Origin of the sequence: Xylophilus sp., assembly GCA_009914555.1 — a bacterium.
GTDB lineage: Bacteria > Pseudomonadota > Gammaproteobacteria > Burkholderiales > Burkholderiaceae_C > WNDY01.
Genome location: WNDY01000006.1, coordinates 15,734 through 36,211 on the forward strand (window position 1 = coordinate 15,734; position 20,478 = coordinate 36,211).

The following is a 20,478-nucleotide window of genomic DNA, read 5'->3' on the forward strand; positions in this document are numbered from 1 at the left end:
CCAAGCCTACTACACGATGGCCAGGCTCTCGGTGCCGGCGGCCAGGTCGGCGCTCTTGGCACGCTGGCTGTTGAGCTTGATCTGCAGCCGCAGGTCGTTGAGCGAGTCGGCGTTGCGCAGCGCGTCCTCATACGTGACGAGGTTGGCCTCGAACAGGTCGAACAGCGCCTGGTCGAAGGTCGGCATGCCGAGGTTGCGGCTCTTCCTCATGATGTCCTTGATCTCGGCGACCTCGCCCTTGAAGATCAGGTCGGAGATCAGCGGCGTGTTGAGCATGATCTCCACCGCCGCCGCGCGGCCCTTGCCGTCCTGGCGCGGCAGCAGCCGCTGCGACACCATCGCGCGCAGGTTGAGCGACAGGTCCATGAGCAGCTGGTCGCGCCGCTCCTCGGGGAAGAAGTTGACGATGCGGTCGAGCGCCTGGTTGGCGCTGTTGGCATGCAGCGTGGCCAGGCACAGGTGGCCGGTTTCGGCGAAGGCGATGGCATGCTCCATCGTCTCGCGGTCGCGGATCTCGCCCATCAGGATCACGTCGGGCGCCTGGCGCAGCGTGTTCTTGAGCGCGATCTCCCAGCTGTCGGTGTCGAGCCCCACTTCGCGCTGGGTGACTACGCAGTTCTTGTGCGCGTGCACGAACTCGATCGGGTCCTCGATCGTGATGATGTGGCCCTGGGTGTTCTCGTTGCGCCAGTCCACCATCGCGGCCAGCGTGGTCGACTTGCCCGAGCCGGTGGCGCCCACCAGCACGCACAGGCCGCGCTTGCTCATCGCCACTTCCTTGAGCACCTGCGGCATGCCCAGGCCGTCGATGGTCGGCAGCGTCAGCGGGATGGTGCGCAGCACCATGCCGACCTTGCCCTGCTGCACGAACGCGTTCACGCGGAAGCGGCCGACGCCGGACGGCGAGATCGCGAAGTTGCATTCCTTGGTGCGCTCGAAGTCGGCCACCTGCTTGTCGCTCATGATCGAGCGGGCCAGCGCCAGCGTGTGCTGCGCGTTGAGCGGCTGCGGCGACACCTTGGTGACCCGACCGTCCACCTTGATCGCGGGCGGGAATTCGGCGGTCACGAACAGGTCGCTGCCGCCGCGGCTGATCATGAGCTTGAGCAGATCGTTGATGAACTTGCTCGCCTGGTCGCGTTCCATGCGCGTGCTCCGGTTGCGGTTACTGCTGGCCGTCGCTGAGCCGCGCGCTCACCGCACGCAGCCGCAGCGAAAGTTTACGGGCCAGCAGCGCGATGAGGCTGGCCGCGAGCTGCGGGTCGCGGCCGACCATCTCGTCGAGCGCCTCTGCGCCGAGCACAGCGATCTCGCTGTCGGCCAGCGTGGTGCAGGACGAGAAGCGCACGCCGCTGTCGAGCAGCGACATCTCGCCCAGGATGTCGCCGGGCCGCGCCTCGGCCAGCCGCAGGTGCTCGCCCCAGGGCTGCACCCGGTCGATGGCGATGGAGCCCGACAGCAGCACGACCATGAAGTTGCCGTACTCGTCCTGGCGGATCAGGTCGCGGTTGGCCGGCACCGCGGCGAACTGGAAGAAGCGCTCCATGCGCGGCACCGCGTCGCTGTCCAGCAGCGCCATGTACTTGTCCTTGGCCCAGAGCACCTGGAGCTGCTTGCTGCCGCGCGAACTCGGCAGCCGGCGCGAGCATGGACGCATCCACGCCCTGGCCGGCGAAGGCCGTGGTGAACAGCACCGAGTCGGCCCGCTCGTCGGCAACGGTGGTCTCCCTGGATCGCAGCAGCCCGAGGATGCCTTTCATGGTCGTGTCCCTTCTGTTGGCGGGTGGGTCATCCTGGGAAGTTCTCGGGGATCTTGGCCTTGGCCCGCGCCTCGGCCGCGCTGATGACGTTGCGGCGCACCAGGTCGGTCAGGTTCTGGTCCAGCGTCTGCATGCCGGCGCTGTTGCTGGTCTGGATCGTGGAATACATCTGCGCCACCTTGGCCTCGCGGATCAGGTTGCGGATCGCGCTGGTGCCCAGCATGATCTCGTGCGCCGCCACGCGGCCCGCGCCGTCCTTCGTCTTGCACAGCGTCTGCGAAATGACGGCCTGCAGCGATTCGGACAGCATGGCGCGCACCATCTCCTTCTCCTCGGCCGGGAACACGTCGATGATGCGGTCGATGGTCTTGGCTGCGGAAGACGTGTGCAGCGTGCCGAAGACCAGGTGGCCGGTTTCCGCGGCCGTCATGGCCAACCGGATGGTTTCGAGGTCGCGCATTTCCCCCACCAGGATCGCGTCCGGATCCTCGCGCAGCGCGCTCTTCAGGGCGGCCGAGAAGCTCAGCGTGTGCGGCCCGACCTCGCGCTGGTTGATCAGGCACTTCTTGCTCTCGTGCACGAACTCGATCGGGTCCTCCACCGTGAGGATGTGGCCGTACTCGGTCTCGTTGAGGTAGTTGATCATCGCGGCCAGCGTGGTCGACTTGCCCGAGCCCGTGGGCCCGGTCACGAGCACGAGGCCGCGCGGCTTGAGCGCGAGGTCGCCGAAGATCTTCGGCGCATTGAGCTGCTCCAGCGTGAGGATCTTGCTCGGGATCGTGCGGAACACCGCGCCGGCGCCGCGGTTGTGATTGAAGGCGTTGACGCGGAAGCGCGCCAGCCCCTCGATCTCGAACGAGAAGTCGACCTCCAGGAATTCCTCGTACACCTTGCGCTGGGCGTCGCTCATGATGTCGTAGACCATGGCATGCACCGTCTTGTGGTCCAGCGGATCGACGTTGATGCGCCGCACGTCGCCGTGCACCCGGATCATCGGCGGCAGGCCGGCCGACAGGTGCAGGTCCGAAGCCTTGTTCTTGACGCTGAAGGCCAGCAGCTGGGTGATGTCCACGGCGGTGCTCGGTATACGGTTTGATACGCTCGGACGCTGATTATGACCATGAACCCATGACCATCGCCCGCCAACTCGACACGGTGCGCGGGCGCATCGCCGCCGCCTGCGCCGCCGCCGGCCGCGACCCGCAGAGCGTGCGCCTGCTGGCCGTCTCCAAGACCTTCGGCGCCGAGGCCGTGGCCGAGGCCGCGGCCGCCGGCCAGACCGCCTTCGGCGAGAACTATGTGCAGGAGGCCGCGGCCAAGATCGACGCGCTCGCGCACCTGCCGCTGCAGTGGCACTGCATCGGCCCGCTGCAGGCCAACAAGACCCGCGCCGCGGCCGAACGCTTCGCCTGGGTGCACACGGTGGACCGACTGCGCATCGCCGAGCGGCTCGCGGCCCAGCGGCCGGCCGGCCTGCCGCCGCTTTCCGTCTGCATCCAGGTCAACATCGACGGCGGGCCGTCGAAGTCGGGCGTGGCGCCGGATGAAGCGCCGGCGCTGGCGCGCGCGGTCGCCCTGCTGCCGCGGCTGGCGCTGCGCGGCCTGATGGCCGTCCCCGAGCCGGCCGAAGGCTTCGACGCGCAGCTCGCGGTGCACCGGCAGGTGCGCGCGCTGTTCGAGGCGATCCGTGCCGAAGGCGGGCCGGGCATGGAGCGGTTCGACACGCTGTCGCTCGGCATGTCGGGCGACCTGGAGGCGGCGATCCATGCCGGCAGCACGCTGGTGCGCGTGGGCTCGGCCATCTTCGGAAACAGGAACTACGCCGCCTGAGGTCAGAATCCCTCCCATCGTCCCTACCGGAGCCATCCGCCATGACCTTCCTGCGCCGCCTGCGCGTCCTCGCCCTCGCCCTGCCCCTGGCCGCCCTGCTGACCGGCTGCGGCTACAACGACTTCCAGCGCCTCGACGAACAGTCCAAGGCCGCGTGGAGCGAGGTGCTCAACCAATGCCAGCGCCGCGCCGACCTGGTGCCCAACATCGTCGCCACGGTCAAGGGCGAAGCGAGCTTCGAGCAGGACACGCTGACCAAGGTGGTCGAGGCGCGGGCCAAGGCCACGGCCATCCAGGTCACGCCCGAGACGGTCAACGACCCGGCCACGTTCCAGAAATTCCAGCAGGCCCAGGAGGAGCTCTCGGGCGCCCTTTCGCGGCTGCTGGTGGTGGCCGAGCGCTATCCGACGCTGCAGGCCAACCAGGCGTTCCGCGACCTGCGCGTGACGCTCGAAGGCACCGAGAACCGCATCACCGTGGCCCGCAACCGCTACATCCAGACGGTGCAGGAATACAACGTGCTCGCGCGCAGCTTCCCGACCGTCGTGACGGCCAAGGTGTTCGGCTACCAGCCCAAACCGACGTTCACCGTGCAGAACGAGGCGGAGATCTCGGCGCCGCCCAAGGTCGATTTCTCGGCCCCCGAAAAGAAGTAGCAGGGGTATGAGCCCAATGCGCCTGATCCGCGCGTGCTGCCGACTTCTACTCATGGCAGTATGGCTGATGGTCGGGCTGGCGTCCGCCCAGGGCCTGCAGCCGGTGCCGGCGCTCACCGGCCACGTGGTGGACACCAGCGGCACGCTCGACGCCGCGCAGCGCGGCGCGCTCGAAAGCCAGCTCGGCGCCATCGAGCGGCAGCACGGCTCGCAGGTCGCGGTGCTGCTGGTGCCGACCACGGCGCCCGAGGACATCGCCGCCTATGCCAACCGCGTGGGCAACGCCTGGAAGATCGGCCGCCGCGACGTCGGCGACGGCGTGCTCGTCGTCGTCGCCGTGAACGACCGGCGCATGCGCATCGAGGTGGCCAAGGCGCTCGAAGGCGCGATCCCCGACATCGCGGCGGCGCGCATCATCGACGGCGCGATGAAGCCGCGCTTCCGCGAGGGCGACTACGCGGGCGGCCTGCAGGCCGCCGTGCAGCAGATCGGCGCGCGCATCGCGGGCGAGGCGCTGCCGCCTCCCTCACAGCCCACGCAGAAGCGCGGCAACCCCGGCTTCGACTGGGAGGACTTGGCCGTCTTCCTGTTCTTCGGCGTGCTGGTCGCCGGACCGGTCGTGCGCCGGCTGTTCGGCAACCGGTTCGGCGCACTGCTGCTGGGCGGCGGCATCGGTGCCATCGCGTTCGCCGTGACCGCGAGCCTGCTCGTGGCCGCCGGCGCGGGCCTGCTCGCGCTGCTGTGGACCTGGCTCGGCAATGCCGTGCCGGCCGGGCGCGCGGGCGCCGGCGGGCCGTGGATCGGCGGCGGCTGGGGCGGTGGCGGCGGCTGGAGCAGCGGCGGTGGTGGTGGTGGGGGTGGCGGAGGTTTCAGCTCCGGCGGCGGCGGCGATTTCGGCGGCGGCGGCGCCTCGGGAGGCTGGTAGCGATGGCACGACGAGACCACGAAACGCAGCGGCCCGGCCTGCTGCATCGCATCGCGCGGCTGTTGCGCCACCGCTGGGCCGAGGGCGCGGCGCGGCGCGCGTTCACGCCCGTGCTGCTGGAGCGCCTGGGCCAGCGCGTGGCCGCGAGCGAGCGGCGCCACAGCGGGCAGATCCGCATCTGCGTCGAAGCCGGCCTGCCGGCCAGCTACCTCTGGCGCGGCGCCTCGGCGCGCGAGCGGGCGGTTACGCTGTTCGGCAAGCTGCGCGTGTGGGACACCGAGCACAACAACGGCGTGCTGATCTACCTGCTCGTGGCCGAACGAGCGATCGAGATCGTGGCCGACCGCGCGCTCGCGCGCGCCGTGCCGGCCGCCGACTGGCAGGCGTTCGTCGCCCGCATGGGCGGCGCCTTCCGCGACGGGCGCTACGAGGACGGGCTGACCGAGGCGCTGGCGGAGGTGTCGGCATTGCTGGTGGAGCATTTCCCGGCCGGCCAGGGAGCGCACGACAACGAACTGCCTGACGCGGCAGTATTCGGCAAACAATAATACCCCGCAGGGTAAATCCTCAAAGCGCTTCATTTTCAGTCGCTTTCATCATATACCCATAAATAATTTCAAACCATAGCGGCGTGCACGTTAGCCCGCATAGGGGACGTTGGGCGTTGCCAGATGCTCACGGACGAAGGCTGCGCGCTGTACGACCTTCGTGCAGGAGGCTTCCAGATGGCGCTGGAGCGCTCCGCGCGCCCGCGCCGCATCTCCGCCGGCGACCGCGTCGAGCACGGCCCGGTGCTCCGCGAGAAACGGATCGTCCTGCGGCATCGGTGCCGCGGCGCCGAGCACATGCTTGCTCAAGGTCAGGATGCAGCGCGTGCGCTGCAGACTCTCCAGCAGCGGCCGGTTCGGGCAATGCGCGAGCAGGGTCACGTGCAGGTCGCGCTCCAGGCGGTCCATCTCATCGCGCCGCACGCGCGGATAGGCGCGCGCGGCCTTGTCGAGTCGCGCCGCCATGGCCGCCGTCTCGGCCGCCGGCGCCCGGGCCATGGCAGCCTCCAGCGCCGCAGGCTCCAACCACCACCGCAGCTCGTAGAGATGGCCGATGCGGTCGCGGTCGAGCGGCGTGACGGCCCAGCGCTGGCGGTGGTCCTTCTCGACCAGCCCGAGGCTCTCGAGCCGCAGCAACACGTCGCGGGCGACCGTGCGGCCGACGCTGAAGTGCCGGGCCAGTTCCAGTTCGTTGATCCGATAGGTCTGGAAGACCGCGAGATGCACTACGTCGCGCTCAACCTCCTGGTAGATCGCCTCCCAGCCCAGCGTTTTGCGCACCGGCTCGGCCGCCGCGTCCACGCCCAGCATCGCGGCGGTCAGCGCGACGCGCCGCGGCGCCGTGCCCGACGGGCCGGCCACCAGGCCGCGGCCCTCGAAGCGGCTCAGCAAACCGGCCGCTTCCAACTCCTGCAGCGCATGGCGCACCGGCGTCCGGGTCACGCGCAGGATGTCGGCGATATGGCCTTCCAGCAGCACGGCACCCGTCGGGATGGAACCGTTCACCAGGGCCTGCTGCAGCACCCCGGTCACGCGCGCATACAGCGGTGAGACGGCAGCGGCGTCGGCGCCGGGGTCGGAGAACTGCGCCGCACCGCGCGGCATTCGGAGAGCGTTGGTGTCCACGTGCTTGAGCCTCTGCGCGGCATCGTAAGGCGCCGCCGGCCGCACGCCATTCATCCTAGGGAAAACAATAGCGACTTTTGCCGGCAATATTCAATATAGTGACTCTTGCCGACAAGAGTCATATTAAACCCCATGGGCTACGACTTCGATTTCAGTTTCCTTGCGACCCATTGGCGCACGCTCGTCGATGGCATGCTGCTGACCCTGCGAATGTCCATCGCAACCATCGTGCTTGGTTTTTTCGCCGGCGTGGCCCTGGCCGTGGCACGCACGCAGGGCGACCCGCGATTGCGGCAGGCCGTGGTTTTCTATGTAGAGGCGATCCGCAACACGCCGCTGGTGATCCAAGCCTTCTGGCTGTTTTTCGGGCTTGCTGCGATCCAGGTGCGGGTGCCGGCTCTCACGGCGGCCGTCATCGCACTGGTCATCAACGTCTCGGCCTACACCGCCGAGATCGTGCGGGCGGGTATCGAGTCGATCCCGCGCGGCCAGCTCGAGGCTGCCTCCTGCCTGGGGCTGTCGCGCTGGAAGATGCTGCGTCTCGTGGTTCTGCCGCAGGCGGTAGAGCGGATGTATCCCGCGCTCATCAGCCAGTTCGTGCTGATGATGCTGGCCACATCCATCATGTCGCAGATCTCGGCAGAAGAGCTGACCGCCGCAGGCTACGGCATCCAATCGGAGACCTTCCGCGGCTTCGAGATTTACCTGGTGATCGCAGCGGTCTACCTCTTCATGTCGTGGCTGCTGCGTCTGGTCATGGCGGGCTTTGCCCATGCCGCGTTCGCGCGCCGCCGGCGCCTGAAGACGCCGCTCTGAGACGAAGGAGGAACATCGGCATGCTGTTTGGAATCTCCTCCGATCAGATCGGCTTCATCTTCCGCGGCGCGGGCTGGACGCTGGCGCTGTCGCTCATGGGATTCGCCGGCGGACTACTCGTGGGGCTGCCCATCGCGCTCGCGCTCAGCCGGGGCGGCCGGCTGCTGCAGGCCGTGGGCGGCGCCTATGTCAAGCTGGTGCAGGGCATTCCGCTGCCGGTGATCATGTTCCTCTGCTACTTCGGCATCAGCATCGCAGGCTTCGACCTGCCGTCGCTGGTGGCCGCCGGCCTCGCGATGACGGCATATGCCAGCGCCTACCTCGGCGAGATCTGGAAGGGCTGCATCGCGGCGGTGCCGCGCACGCAGTGGGAAGCCGCGGAATGCCTGGCGCTGCGGCCGATGCAGCGTGCCATGCACGTGATCCTGCCGCAGGCCGTGCGCATCGCCGTGGCGCCGACGGTGGGCTTCCTCGTGCAGATCGTCAAGAACTCGTCGTATGCCGTGGTCATCGGTTTCTTCGACCTGACGTACTCGGCGCGCGTGGTCAACAACTCCACCTTCAAACCGTTCGCAGTCTTCACGCTGGCCGCGCTGCTGTACTTCGCCATCTGCTACCCCCTTTCCTCGCTGGCGCACCGCCTCGAGCGGCGTCTGGCCCGGCGCTGAAGGCATTACAAGGATCGTTCCCATGGATGACATCGTCCGCTTCCACAAGGTCTGCAAGTCGTTCGGCGAACTGGAGATCCTCAAGGGCGTGAGCTTCTCGGTCGGTCGCGGCCAGGTGGTCGCGCTGATCGGCCGCAGCGGCTCGGGCAAGACCACGGCGCTGCGCTGCATCAACGGCCTCGAGACGATCCAGGCCGGCGAACTGCACGTCTGCGGCCGCGCAATGCACGCGGACACCGTCGACCTGCTGGCGTTGCGCCAGGAGGTGGGCATCGTGTTCCAGAGCTACAACCTGTTCCCGCATCTCACGGTGCTGCAGAACGTGACGCTAGCGCCGCGCAAGGTCCGCGGTCTGCCGCGTCGCCAAGCCGACGAGTTGGGCATGCAGATGCTGCAGAAGGTCGGGCTGCAAGAGCGGGCCCACGCCTATCCCGAGCAGCTTTCCGGCGGCCAGCAGCAGCGCGTGGCCATCGCCCGGTCGCTGGCCATGGAGCCGAAGCTCATGCTGTTCGACGAGGTCACTTCGGCACTCGACCCGCAGCTCACCGGCGAGGTTCTGCGCGTCATCGAACGACTCGCGCAGGACGGCATGACGATGGTGCTGGTCACGCACGAGATGGCTTTCGCGCGCTCGGTGGCCGATCAGATCCTGTTCATGCACCAGGGCATCGTCTGGAAATGCGGCAGCGGCGACTTGCTGAGCCGTCCCGCCACGCCCGAGCTGCAGCAGTTCGTGGCCAACGGCCTCTGAGCCGTTTTCCTTCTTCCGCACCACTCCACTGGAGACACGCCCCATGAAGCTCACCCGCCGTCTTCTTGCCGCCTTCGCCGCACTCTCGCTCGGCACCAGCGGCACCCTCGCCCACGCCGACGCGCTGGACACCATCAAGCAGCGCAAGAGGATTCTCGTGGCCGTGGACATCGGCGCGCCGCCCTACGGCATGCTCGACGAACAGGCCCGCCAGGTGGGCTCTGACATCGAGGCCGCCAAGCTGCTCGCGCAGGATCTCGGCGTTGCCCTCAAAATCGTTCCGGTCAGCGGTCCCAACCGCGTACCTTGCCTGCTCAGTCGCAAGGCCGACGTGGTCATGGCCTCGTTCTCCATCACCGAGGAACGCCGCAAGGTGATCGACTTTTCCGAGCCCTACGGTGTGGTGCCGGTCGTCGTCGGCGGCCCGGCATCCGCCAAGGTCGCGTCGTTCGCCGACCTGTCGGGCAAAACGGTGGCGGTGACGCGCGGCACAACGAGCGATCAGGAACTCACGCGCGGCAGCAAGGAGGTGCAGGGCGTCACCATCGTGCGCTACGAGGACGACGCGACGACCAACACCGCCGTCGCGACCGGCCAGCAGGACTTCATCGCGGCCGCGCCCAGCGTGATCCCAGCCGTGAAGAAGGCCAACCCGTCGCGCGACATCGTGCCCAAGTTCACGATGAAGGCCTATCCCTACGGCATCGGCCTGCGAAAGAACGAGCCCGCGCTCAAGTCCTGGCTCGACGACTGGGTCAAGACCAACCTCAGGAACGGCCGGTTCAACGAGATCTATACGCGCTACTTCGGCATGCCACTGCCGCCCGACATGCTCCAGCAGGAGCCCGTTGCGACCGACCAACCGACCGCCGCCGCATCCTTCCATCGCCTCATGCACACCTCCACCGCAGAAGCGCCTGCATCCTCTCCACCGCCTTTCCCGCCACGGGCTGCACGCGTCATCCGGCTGCATCCTCAGGACGATGTCGTCGTCACGCTGGACCAGTTGGTGTCGGGCACGTCCCTTCCTTCGGAAGGAATTTCGGTCACCGGCCTCGTACCGCCCGGCCACAAAGTGGCCACACGCGCCATCGCACCGGGCGCTGCCGTGCGACGCTACGGCCAAGTGATCGGCTTCGCGAGCCGGCCGATCCTGCCGGGACAGCACGTGCACACGCACAACCTGGCGATGGGCGATTTCGCCCGCGACTATGCCTTCGGCAAGGAGGCGCGGCCCACGCCGTCCGCGTCCACGCCCGCCAGCTTCCAGGGCATCGTGCGTGAGGACGGCCGCGTGGCCACGCGCAACTACATCGGCATTCTGACCTCGGTGAACTGTTCGGCCACCGTGGCGCGCGCCATCGCCGACCATTTCCGCCGCGACATCCGGCCACAGGCGCTGGCCGGTTTCCCGAACGTGGACGGCGTGGTGGCGCTTACCCACGGCACCGGCTGCGCCATGGATGCAGAGGGCGAAGGTCTGGCCATCTTGCAGCGCACGCTCGGCGGCTATGCCTGCCACGCCAACTTCGCGGGCCTGCTGGTGATCGGCCTGGGCTGCGAGACCAACCAGATCCCACGCCTGCTGGAAACGCAGGGCCTGCGCGACGGCGGGCGGCTGCACGCTTTCACGATCCAGGATACCGGCGGCACTACCCGGACCATCGAGCGCGGCATCGCGCTGATCCGGGAGATGCTGCCGGCAGCCAACGCCGTGCAGCGCGAGACAGTGCCGGCAAGCCACCTTGTCGTCGGTCTGCAGTGCGGCGGCTCCGACGGCTATTCCGGCATCTCGGCCAACCCGGTGCTCGGCGCGGCGGTCGATCTGTTGGTGCAGCACGGCGGCACCGCCATCCTCTCCGAAACGCCCGAGATCTACGGCGCGGAGCACCTGCTCACGCGCCGCGCGCAGACGCCCGAGGTCGGCCGCAAGCTGGTCGAGCGCATCCGCTGGTGGGAAGCCTATTGCGCGCGCAACGGCGCGGCCATGGACAACAACCCCTCCGCTGGCAACAAGGCCGGCGGCCTGACGACGGTGCTGGAGAAGTCGCTCGGCGGCATCGCCAAGGCAGGCTCGACCAACCTCGTCGATGTCTACGAATACGCCCAGCCTGTGCGCGCACGGGGCCTTGTATTCATGGACACGCCGGGCTACGACCCGATATCGGCGACCGGCCAGGTGGCCGGTGGCGCCAACCTGATCTGCTTCACCACCGGCCGCGGATCGGCCTATGGCTGCGCACCGGCACCGTCCTTCAAGCTGACCACCAACACCGCGCTGTGGGAACGCCAGTCCGACGACATGGACCTCAACTGCGGCGAGGTTCTCGAAGGCCGCCGCACCATCCCCGAGCTCGGCGCCGAGCTGTTCCAGCGGTTGCTGGACACCGCCTCGGGGCAACGCTCGCGCAGCGAATGCCACGGGTACGGCCAGCAGGAATTCGTGCCCTGGCAGATCAGCGTGATCACCTGACCCCTCCTTTCCTCTCCATGACTTTTAACCGCATCGCGCCGCGCTACCGCGGCATCTTTCCCGTAGCACCCACGACATTCCGCGAGGACGGCACGCTGGACCTGGGCAGCCAAAGGCGCTGCCTAGACTTCATGATCGACTCCGGCGTGGACGGCATCTGCATCCTGGCCAACTTCTCGGAGCAGTTCCTGCTCTCAGACGACGAGCGCGAAGTCCTCACGCGCACCGTGCTAGAGCACGTCGCAGGCCGCGTGCCAGTGATGGTGACCACGACCCATGCCAGCACCCGGGTCTGTGTCGAGCGCAGCCGCCGCGCGCAGGACATGGGCGCAGCGATGCTGATGGTGATGCCGCCCTACCACGGTGCCACCTTCCGTTTCGCCGAGACACAGGTGTTCGCGTTCTACGAGCGCCTGTCGGACGCCGTGGACATTCCCATCATGGTCCAGGATGCGCCGGCGGCCGGCACGCCACTGCCGGCGGCTTTCCTTGCGCGCATGGCGCGCGAGATCGAGCATGTCGCCTACTTCAAGATCGAGACGGCCGGCGCCGCGGGCAAACTGCGCGAGCTGATTCTGCTGGGCGGCGAAGCCGTAGAAGGCCCCTGGGATGGCGAGGAAGCCATCACGCTGCTGGCCGACCTGGACGCCGGCGCCACCGGGGCCATGACCGGCGGCGCCTTCGCCGACGGCATCCGCCCGATCATCGAGGCCCACCGCGCGGGTGATGCCGACGCCGCCTTCGCGCTGTACCAGCGCTGGCTGCCGCTCATCAACCACGAGAACCGGCAGGCCGGCTTCCTTGCGGCCAAGGCTCTCATGCGCGAAGGTGGCGTGATCGCCTGCGAGGCGCCGCGTCATCCGTGGCCGCCCCTGCACCCCGAAGTGCGACGCGGCCTGATTGACATCGCTCGCCGGCTCGATCCGCTCGTGCTGCGCTGGGGGCGGTGAAGGGCGACCATCCAGCGCACATTCCCTCCGCAGCCTTCAGCCACGTACCCTTTCAAGTTCGCGGCACCTCCCACACCTGCCCCGTCCCGACCGCGAACAGCCGCCGCCCCGGCGCGCGCGCCAGCACCGCGCTGCCGGTGAATTCGCCGAAGGCCGGCAGCAGCGTCATGCCCTCTGCCTCTTCCACACAGAAGCACGGCAGCCGCAGCGCATCGCGCGCCGGGCCCTGCAGCACGATGGCCGGATGCACGTGGCCGGCGAGCACATGGTGCGTGGCATGGCGCTGCGGATGGTGGCAGGCGGCGAACGGCCCGAGCAAGAACGGCTCGTCGACGACCGCGATGCCGAGCATCGATGGCGGGTCGCCCGCATGGCTGTCGTGGTTGCCGCGCACCAGCACGATGTCGAGCGCCGCATGCACCGCGCGCCAGGCCGCCAGCGACGCCAGCACGGCCGGCGTCTGCGCCTCGGCCGCGTGGAGGAAGTCGCCCAGCACCACGAGCCGCCGCGCGCCGTACCGCGCCATCAGGGCCGCGAGCCGCGCGAGGTTGGCCTGCGTGGTGCCGCTGGGCACCGGCAGCCCGCGCGCGCGGAAGGTGGCGGCCTTGCCCAGATGCAGGTCGGCAATGAAGAGCGTCGCGGCAGCGGGCCACCACAGCGCCGGGTCGGGCAGCAGTTGCACGGCTTCGCCACCCAGCCGCCCGGCCAGCCCCGGCGCGGCGCGCCGGGCCGCTGCCGTCACCCGAGCTGCGGCATCATGCGCCGCATGTACGCATCGAACAGCGGGACCGTGAAGCCGGTGTCCCCGTGCGACGGGCTGTACACCATGCCCTTGCCGATCAGCTTGGCGCGCGTCGGCGCGACGAGCTGTACCTCCCGGCCGAGCCCATGGGCGATGTCGCCCGAGCGGTGCGGCCCGGGCCCGAGCTCTGCCATCGCGCGCAGATAGCGCCGCTCCGACGGCGTGAGGCGGTCGAAGCGCACGCGGAAGAAGCTGTTGTCCAGCTCGATGATGGCCTGCTCGGTCGCCGCCTGCACGTCGTCGAGCCGCACCGGCGACTGCGGCGCGCAGGTCCAGCTGTGTTTGCCCCACTCCTGCAGAAAGTACGGGTAGCCCTGCGTCTGCCGCAGGATCTCCGCGAGCGCGGCCTCGTCGAACCGCACGCCGAAGCGTTCGGCCGGCGCCGTGATCGCCAGCCGGGCGTCGTCGGACGACAGCGGCCCGACGGCGGCGAACTCGAACAGCCGCTCCGCATAGGACTTGGCCCGCCCCATCTGTCCCGCGAGCTGCGGCAGCCCGGCGCCGACGAGGGTGACCGGCAGCTGCAGCTGCGCGCAGCGGTGCAGCGCGGTGATCAGGGCGGCGAGCTGCGGCTCGGCGACGTACTGCAACTCGTCGATGAACAGCACGACCACCGTGCGGCGCTCGCGGGCCGCTTCGCCGACGGCCTGCAGGAGCCCCACGAGGTCGGCGTCCAGATCGCCGGTATCGGCCAGGCCGGCTTCGTTGCCCAGGTCGACGCCGAACTCGACATCCCCGTACCTGACCTTCATGGCCTGCACGAACCCGCCGAGCGCCCGCAGCGCGCGCTGTGCCAGGGCGCTGCCCGCGGCGAGCCGGTCGAGCTTGAGCAGGACGGCGCGCAGGGACGGCGCCAGCAATGCAGGCAGCGAGCGGCGCTCGGGCGCTTCGAGCATGACGGTGGCGAACCCCTGCGCGTCGGCCTCGTTGTGGAGACGGTTCAGCAGGACGGTCTTGCCCACGCCGCGCAGGCCGATGAGCATGAAGCTGCGGGCGACCAGACCGTTGCGCATGCGGTCGAGGGCCACCGACGCGGATTCGATGATGCGGCCGCGTCCGGCCAGCTCCGGCGGCGGTGCGCCCGCGCCAGGCGCGAAAGGGTTCGTTCGGGGATCCATGGCAAGCCATGTTATCTTAGTTTATCCAATTTTGATAACTTTAGATAAACTCCGTAGAAGCTCAGCGCTCGCGGCGCTTGTTCCAGTAACCGAACGGCTCCTCGTGCAGTTCGATGTCCACCTCGGACACGCGCAGCTGGATGCGTTCCTGCACGTCGGCCACGGCCTGGTTGTAGACGGCCGGCGCGATCTCTTCGAGGAAGAACGACAGCAGCGCGCCGGCCGCGATGTTGCCGAGGCGCTCGTCGCGCTCGTCCTGGAACCAGCGTTCGATGGAGGCGATGGCCTGCTGGCGCAGATCCCGGGAGAGTTCGATGGACATGGCTAGAGCGGAGGAAGGGGGCGCGAAGACCGGCGCTGCCGGCGCGGACGCGGCGGCGGCTGCGCACCCGTGGGCGTGGTCAGGGAGAAGTCGAGCATACGCCGCACCGCCTGGGTGGATTCAGGCGCCGGCGCTGGCGCCGCCTTGCGCTTCCTGGCGGCCGGCGCCGGATCGGGCGGCACCACGAACGCCCCGGCCGCCGCCTTGGCATCGGCCGCGCCTTCGAGCTGCGCGAGCATGCGCGCGATGCGCTCGGCCAGGTCTTCGTTGGTGAGCTTCTCGCGGAAGCGCGCAACCATCAGCGGGAACGCGAACGGGCTCGGCCGCGCGATCGGCTTGACCACCAGCCGCTGCGCCTGCATGCGGCGCAGCGCCGCGAGCAGCTGGGCCACGTCGAGCTCCTGGCTCAGTACCTCCTCGTCGGCCTGGCGCAGCAGCAGGTTGGCATCGTCGTACTTGCGGAACACCTCGAAGAACAGCTGCGACGAGGCCTGCAGCTGCCGCGCGCTGCGCCGCTCGCCCGGATGGCTCTGGAAGATCAGGCCCGAGACGCGCGCGATCTCGCGGAAGCGCCGGCGCGCCATCTCCGTCGCATTGAGGCTCGCGAGCACCTCGTGCAGCAGCGCGGCGTGGACCGCCGTGTCGCCGGGCGCGACGTTGCCGGCCGCGTCCTCGGCTTCGGCGCGCGCCGCGTTGGCCGTGTTGCGGATCGCGAGCGCATCGGCCGGCTGCAGGCCGCCCCGCGGCCCCGCGGGCGCCGTCGGCTCGGCGCGCAGCAGCTCGGGCAGCAGCGCCGCCCAGTCGCGCTCGGTGGCGCTCAGCAGTTCGAGCCCGTAGTCGTTGACCGAGAGCGAGAAGGTGCCGGCCTCGCCTTGCGCGGCGCGCCAGGCGAACAGGCTCGCGAGGCCGATGTGTGCATGGCGGCCCGCGAACGGGTAGAGGAACAGGTGCCAGCCCTCGCGCGTGCGCAGCGTCTCGGCCACGAGCGTCGCCGGCGTGGGCAGCGCCGACCAGCGCTGCTGCAGTTCGAGCAGCGGGCGCACCGCCTTCAGTTCCGGGCTGTCGTAGCGGCCTTCGCTGGCCTGCGCGAGCTGCTGCACGACGAAGTCGGCCAGCACGGTCGACAGCGGCATGCGCGAGCCCGACCAGCGCGGCACCGTGGGCCGGCGCGGCGGCGCGCGGCGCACGTAGGCGGTCATCTCCTCGATCTTCACCATCTCCAGCACTTGGCCCGCGAACACGAAGCAGTCGCCGGGCGACAGCCGCGAGAGGAAGCTCTCCTCCATCGCGCCGAGCCGCGCGCCGTGCTGGATCTGCACCGTCATGCTCGCGTCGCTCACGATGGTGCCGATGTTGGAGCGGTGGCGCCGCGCGAGCCGCACGTCGGGCATGCGCCAGACGCCGTCGGCATCGGGCTGCACGCGGCGGTAGTCCGGGTAGGCCGCGAGCGCCGGGCCGCCGCGGTGCACGAAGTCGAGGCACCACTGCCAGATGTCCGGCGGCAGGTCGCGGTAGGCGGCGGTGCCGCGCACCTCGCCGTAGAGTTCGTCGGGTCGGAAGCCGCCGCCGAGCGCGACGGTCACGAGGTGCTGCACCAGCACGTCCACCGGCCGGCGCGGCGTCGCGCGCATCTCGACCTGGCCCGCGCGCACCGCGGCGCGCGCGGCCGCGGCCTCGACGAGTTCGAGGCTGTGCGTGGGCACGAGCGTGACGCGCGAAGGCCGCCCCGGCGCATGGCCCGAGCGGCCGGCGCGCTGCAGCAGCCGCGCGATGCCCTTGGCCGAGCCGATCTGGAGCACCCGCTCCACCGGCAGGAAGTCCACGCCGAGGTCCAGGCTCGACGTGCAGACCACGGCGCGCAGGCTGCCGGCCTTCAGGCCCGCCTCGACCCAGTCGCGCACCGCGCGGTCGAGCGAGCCGTGGTGGATCGCCAGCGTGCCGGCCCAGTCGGGCCGCGCGTCGAGGATGGCCTTGTACCAGAGCTCGGCGGCCGAGCGCACGTTGACGAAGACGAGCGTGGTCGTCGTGCTCTCCAGCTCGCGCACCACGGCCGGCAGCATCGCCAGGCCCAGGTGGCCGGCCCAGCTGAAGCGCTCAGGGTGGTCGGGCAGCAGCGTGTCGACCACGAGACGCTTGTCGATGCGGCCCTGCACCAGCACACCCTCGCCGCCGCGATCGGGGCCGAGCAGCGTGCGCATGGCTTCGCCGAGGTTGCCGAGCGTGGCCGACATGCCCCAGACGCGCAGCGCCGGGTTCCAGCGCGCCAGCCGCGCGAGCGCGAGCTGCACCTGCACGCCGCGCTTGTTGCCGAGCAGCTCGTGCCATTCGTCGGCCACGACGAGCTGCACCGAGGCGAGCGTCTCGCGCGCGTCGGCGCGCGCGAGCAGCAGCGACAGGCTCTCGGGCGTGGTCACGAGCACCGTCGGCAGGCGGCGCGACTGGGCGCTGCGCTCGCCGCTGGCGGTGTCGCCGGTGCGCGCGCCGGCCGTCCAGCGCGCGAGGCCCGAATGCACCGGCGCGAGCGCGGCCAGCGGCGCGGCCAGGGCCTTGAGCGTGTCGGCCGCGAGCGCGCGCATCGGCGTGATCCAGAGCACGGTGAGCGGCACCTCGGCCTGCCGACCGCGCGCGCCGGCCGGCGGCGGCGCCGCGTCGGCGAACGCCTGGAGCGCGCCGAGCCAGACCGCATAGGTCTTGCCGGCGCCGGTGGTCGCATGCAGCAGGCCGGAGCGGCCCGCGGCCATGGCCTTCCAGACCTCGCGCTGGAACGCGAACGGCTTCCAGCCGCGCTCGGCGAACCAGCCGGCGACGGCCCGGGCCGCGGCACGCTTCGTCATGGATCGGAATGCGGCAGCAGCGCCGCCAGCGTGTCGAGCGTGTCGGCCTCCTCCACCGGCTTGTCCTCGCGCCAGCGCAGCATGCGCGGAAAGCGCACCGCGATGCCGCTCTTGTGGCGCGGGCTGCGGCTGATGCCCTCGAAGCCGAGTTCGAACACCAGCGTCGGCTTCACGCTGCGCACCGGGCCGAAGCTCTCGATCGTGGTGCGGCGCACGATCGCGTCCACGCGCGCCATCTCGGCATCGGTCAGGCCCGAATAGGCCTTGGCGAACGGCACCAGCGCGCGGCCTTCGGTGCCGGGCGCCGCGTTCCAGACGGCGAAGGTGTAATCGCTGTAGAGGCTGGCGCGGCGGCCGTGGCCGCGCTGCGCGTAGATCAGCACCGCATCGACCGAGAGCGGGTCGATCTTCCACTTCCACCAGGTGCCGACGTCGCGCGTGCGGCCCACGCCGTAGCGGCCGGCGCGGGCCTTGAGCATCATGCCCTCGACGCCGAGCGCGCGGGCGCCGGCGCGCTGCGCGGCCAGCTCCAGCCAGTCGGCGGCAGCCAGCAGCGGGCTCGCGACGAGCGCCGGATGGGCGACCTCGGCCAGCAGCGCGTCGAGCGCGGTGCGGCGCGCGCCCTGCGGCGTGTCGCGCAGGTCGCGGCCTTCGTGCTGCAGCAGGTCGTAGGCGATGAAGACGACCGGAATGTCGCGCTGGAGCTTCGGCCCGATGGTCTTGCGGCCGATGCGCTTTTGCAGCTCGGCGAACGGCTGCACCCGGCCGTCGCGCCAGACGGCGCTCTCGCCGTCGAGCACCGTGCCGTCGGGCAGCGCGTCGGCCATCGCGAGCAGCTCGGGAAAGCGCTCGCTCACCAGTTCCTCGCCGCGCGACCAGATCCACGACCGGCCGGCGCGGCGCACGGCCTGCGCGCGGATGCCGTCCCACTTCCATTCGACCAGCCAGTCGGCGACCGGGCCGAGCTGGTCGGCGAAGGTCTCGGGCGGCGCGGCCAGCGGGTGGGCCAGGAAGAACGGGTAGGGATGGCCGCTGGTTTCGGCCGGGCCCGTTCCTGCGTCCGACGCCGGCGCGATCAGTGCCTGGTAGTCGCGCGCCGCGGGCCGGGCCGCCAGGTGCGTGTAGCCGATCAGCCGCTGGGCGACGAGCTTCGCGTCCACGCCGCCGACGGCCGCGAGCGCCTGCGTGACCTGGAGCCTGGACACGCCGACGCGGAAGGCGCCGGTGATGAGCTTGAAGTAGACCAGCCGCTCCTCGACCGCGAGCTGCGCCCACTGCGCGCGCAGCGCGGCGGCCAACGACTCGGGCGCCAGGCCGCGCAGCGGCAGCAGGCGCTGCCCGACCCAGGTGGCGAGGCCGTCGTCGGCCGGCTGCGCGCCGGGCGCCGGCGGCGGCAGCAGCAGCGCCACCGTCTCGGCCAGGTCGCCGACGGCCTCGTAGCTCTCGTCGAACAGCCACTGCGGCAGGCCCGCGGCCTCCTGCGCCAGCTGGCGCAGCAGCCTGGTCGGCACCAGCTGGCGCGGTTTGCCGCCCGCGAGGAAGTAGACGGCCCAGGCCGCGTCGCACGGCGGTGCGGCGCGCAGGTACTGCTGCAGGGCGGCCTGCTTGGCAAGGCTGGAGGTGGACGCATCGAGCGCGCGGTAGAGCGCGGCGAAGGCCCTCATGGCGATGGCGCCGCTTCCACGACGGGCTCGGCCGGGGCCGCCGGCCCTTCGTCCTCGTCGCCGTACTCGGTGGCGAAGGCCTGCGCGTCGAGCCCCTGCTCGCGCAGCCAGCGCACCAGCACGGCGACGCTGCCGTGGGTGACGAACACCCGCTGCGCGCCGGTCGCGGCGATGGCCGACTGCAGGCCCGGCCAGTCGGCATGGTCCGACAGTACGAAGCCGCGGTCCACGCCGCGGCGGCGGCGGGTGCCGCGCAGCAACATCCAGCCGCTGGCGAAGGCGTCGGTGTAGGCGCCGAACCGGCGCAGCCACGGCGTGCCCTGGGCCGATGGGGGTGCCAGTATCAGCGCACGGCGCAGATCAGCCGGGGACACGGGACCGGTAGCGGGGAGGGTATCCGGCAGCGCCACGCCGGCCATGCGGTAGACGGCGTTGATCGACTCGACCGCGCCGTGCACCAGGACCGGCCCGATGGAGGTGTCCGGCAGCCCGTGCAGCACGCGCTGCGCCTTGCCGAACGCATAGCAGAACAGCACCGACGCGCGGCCGGCATCGGCATTGGCGCGCCACCACTGGTCGATCTCGACCATCAGCGCGGCCTGGGTGGGCCAGCGGTAGATCGGCAGGCCGAAGGTCGATTCGGTGATGAAGGTGTCGCAGCGCACCGGCTCGAACGGTGCGCAGGCGCCGTCGGGCTCCAGCTTGTAGTCGCCCGAGGCGACCCAGACCTGCCCGCCGTGGGCGACGCGCACCTGGGCCGAGCCGAGCACGTGGCCGGCCGGGTGCAGCGAAACTTCCACGCCGCGGTGCAGGATCGATTCGCCGTAGGCCGCGCTCTGCAGTCGGATGTCGGCGCCGAGGCGCTGGCGCAGCACGCCGGCGCTGTCGGCATGGGCCAGGTAATGGTTGTGGCCGACGCGCGCATGGTCGCTGTGGCCGTGGGTGATGACGGCCCGGTCCACCGGACGCCAGGGGTCGATGTAGAAGTCGCCCGGCGGGCAGTACAGCCCTTCGGGCCGCAGCACGATCAGGTCGCCCGGCTCCGGCCGGACCGCAGGCGAGGTGCTGGCCGGGTGCAGCGCGGGATCGACGGTGGGTTCGACCGTGCCGTGCATGCTAGCGCCTGGCCCCTGTCGCCGCCCGCACCGCGCCGCGCAAAGCACTGTGGGCCGCCACCTACGCGGCCATGGCGCCAGAAAAGCAAAGAGCCGCCCGAAGGCGGCTCAACGACGAACG

18 protein-coding genes and 2 pseudogenes are annotated in these 20,478 nt (G+C 70.3%); 10 read left to right on the plus strand and 10 right to left on the minus strand.

Going from position 1 to position 20,478, the window contains the following annotated elements; genetic code table 11:
* Window positions 1–9: 9 nt before the first annotated feature.
* The 3 genes and pseudogenes from GAK38_RS05115 to GAK38_RS05125 all read right to left on the minus strand — a co-directional run bounded on the left by GAK38_RS05115 (window position 10) and on the right by GAK38_RS05125 (window position 2,832).
* The gene (locus tag GAK38_RS05115; protein WP_325342000.1) at window positions 10–1,146 is read right to left on the minus strand and encodes a PilT/PilU family type 4a pilus ATPase; all 1,137 of its coding nucleotides are present in this window, start codon (window positions 1,144–1,146) and stop codon (window positions 10–12) included.
* A gap of 19 nt (window positions 1,147–1,165) precedes the next feature.
* Window positions 1,166–1,760, minus strand: a pseudogene (locus GAK38_RS05120) (cyclic nucleotide-binding domain-containing protein).
* A gap of 28 nt (window positions 1,761–1,788) precedes the next feature.
* Window positions 1,789–2,832 (minus strand): type IV pilus twitching motility protein PilT, encoded by a 1,044-nt coding sequence (locus GAK38_RS05125; protein WP_325342001.1) that lies wholly within the window; start codon window positions 2,830–2,832, stop codon window positions 1,789–1,791.
* Between the two features lie 56 nt (window positions 2,833–2,888).
* On the opposite strand from GAK38_RS05125, the gene GAK38_RS05130 reads away from it, so the two are divergent.
* From GAK38_RS05130 to GAK38_RS05145, 4 genes are read left to right on the plus strand one after another with little or no spacing between them, the layout of a single operon-like run.
* Window positions 2,889–3,590, plus strand: coding sequence for a YggS family pyridoxal phosphate-dependent enzyme (locus GAK38_RS05130; protein ID WP_325342002.1), 702 nt, complete (start codon window positions 2,889–2,891; stop codon window positions 3,588–3,590).
* A gap of 41 nt (window positions 3,591–3,631) precedes the next feature.
* On the plus strand, window positions 3,632–4,246 hold the full coding sequence (locus GAK38_RS05135; RefSeq protein ID WP_325342004.1) for a LemA family protein: 615 nt from the start codon (window positions 3,632–3,634) through the stop codon (window positions 4,244–4,246).
* Window positions 4,247–4,298: 52 nt separating this feature from the next.
* On the plus strand, window positions 4,299–5,171 hold the full coding sequence (locus GAK38_RS05140) for a TPM domain-containing protein (RefSeq protein ID WP_325342006.1): 873 nt from the start codon (window positions 4,299–4,301) through the stop codon (window positions 5,169–5,171).
* Between the two features lie 2 nt (window positions 5,172–5,173).
* Entirely contained in the window at window positions 5,174–5,719 is a 546-nt protein-coding gene (locus GAK38_RS05145; protein WP_325342008.1) for a TPM domain-containing protein, read from the plus strand.
* 90 nt (window positions 5,720–5,809) lie between these two features.
* On the opposite strand, the gene GAK38_RS05150 is transcribed toward GAK38_RS05145, so the two are convergent.
* Window positions 5,810–6,844, minus strand: coding sequence for a GntR family transcriptional regulator (locus tag GAK38_RS05150; RefSeq protein WP_325342010.1), 1,035 nt, complete (start codon window positions 6,842–6,844; stop codon window positions 5,810–5,812).
* A 132-nt stretch (window positions 6,845–6,976) separates the two neighbouring features.
* Between GAK38_RS05150 and GAK38_RS05155 the strand changes: the two genes are divergently transcribed.
* From GAK38_RS05155 to GAK38_RS05180, 6 genes and pseudogenes are all read left to right on the plus strand, one after another.
* On the plus strand, window positions 6,977–7,660 hold the full coding sequence (locus GAK38_RS05155) for an amino acid ABC transporter permease (protein ID WP_325342011.1): 684 nt from the start codon (window positions 6,977–6,979) through the stop codon (window positions 7,658–7,660).
* 20 nt (window positions 7,661–7,680) lie between these two features.
* Window positions 7,681–8,328: an amino acid ABC transporter permease gene (locus GAK38_RS05160; protein ID WP_325342013.1), complete on the plus strand. Its 648-nt coding sequence runs from the start codon at window positions 7,681–7,683 to the stop codon at window positions 8,326–8,328.
* A gap of 22 nt (window positions 8,329–8,350) precedes the next feature.
* Entirely contained in the window at window positions 8,351–9,079 is a 729-nt protein-coding gene (locus GAK38_RS05165) for an amino acid ABC transporter ATP-binding protein (RefSeq protein WP_325342015.1), read from the plus strand.
* 43 nt (window positions 9,080–9,122) lie between these two features.
* A pseudogene (locus GAK38_RS05170) lies at window positions 9,123–9,878 on the plus strand (transporter substrate-binding domain-containing protein); the annotation flags it as partial.
* A gap of 93 nt (window positions 9,879–9,971) precedes the next feature.
* On the plus strand, window positions 9,972–11,552 hold the full coding sequence (locus tag GAK38_RS05175) for a UxaA family hydrolase (protein WP_325342183.1): 1,581 nt from the start codon (window positions 9,972–9,974) through the stop codon (window positions 11,550–11,552).
* A 17-nt stretch (window positions 11,553–11,569) separates the two neighbouring features.
* A complete protein-coding gene (locus GAK38_RS05180) occupies window positions 11,570–12,502 on the plus strand; it encodes a dihydrodipicolinate synthase family protein (RefSeq protein ID WP_325342017.1) in 933 nt (310 codons plus the stop codon).
* A 52-nt stretch (window positions 12,503–12,554) separates the two neighbouring features.
* Here the strand turns inward: GAK38_RS05180 and pdeM are convergent, their stop codons facing one another.
* The 6 genes from pdeM to GAK38_RS05210 all read right to left on the minus strand — a co-directional run bounded on the left by pdeM (window position 12,555) and on the right by GAK38_RS05210 (window position 20,357).
* On the minus strand, window positions 12,555–13,244 hold the full coding sequence (gene pdeM / locus GAK38_RS05185; RefSeq protein WP_325342019.1) for a ligase-associated DNA damage response endonuclease PdeM: 690 nt from the start codon (window positions 13,242–13,244) through the stop codon (window positions 12,555–12,557).
* A complete protein-coding gene (locus tag GAK38_RS05190) occupies window positions 13,241–14,422 on the minus strand; it encodes an ATP-binding protein (protein ID WP_325342021.1) in 1,182 nt (393 codons plus the stop codon). The genes pdeM and GAK38_RS05190 overlap by 4 nt, the downstream gene beginning before the upstream one ends.
* A gap of 61 nt (window positions 14,423–14,483) precedes the next feature.
* The gene (locus GAK38_RS05195) at window positions 14,484–14,744 is read right to left on the minus strand and encodes a DUF2164 domain-containing protein (protein ID WP_325342023.1); all 261 of its coding nucleotides are present in this window, start codon (window positions 14,742–14,744) and stop codon (window positions 14,484–14,486) included.
* Between the two features lie 2 nt (window positions 14,745–14,746).
* Entirely contained in the window at window positions 14,747–17,578 is a 2,832-nt protein-coding gene (locus GAK38_RS05200; RefSeq protein WP_325342025.1) for a ligase-associated DNA damage response DEXH box helicase, read from the minus strand.
* Window positions 17,575–19,242 carry an ATP-dependent DNA ligase gene (locus GAK38_RS05205; RefSeq protein WP_325342029.1) on the minus strand — a complete coding sequence of 556 codons (1,668 nt, stop codon included), beginning with the start codon at window positions 19,240–19,242 and terminating at the stop codon, window positions 17,575–17,577. The genes GAK38_RS05200 and GAK38_RS05205 overlap by 4 nt, the downstream gene beginning before the upstream one ends.
* Entirely contained in the window at window positions 19,239–20,357 is a 1,119-nt protein-coding gene (locus GAK38_RS05210) for a ligase-associated DNA damage response exonuclease (RefSeq protein WP_325342031.1), read from the minus strand. The genes GAK38_RS05205 and GAK38_RS05210 overlap by 4 nt, the downstream gene beginning before the upstream one ends.
* Window positions 20,358–20,478: the final 121 nt, after the last annotated feature.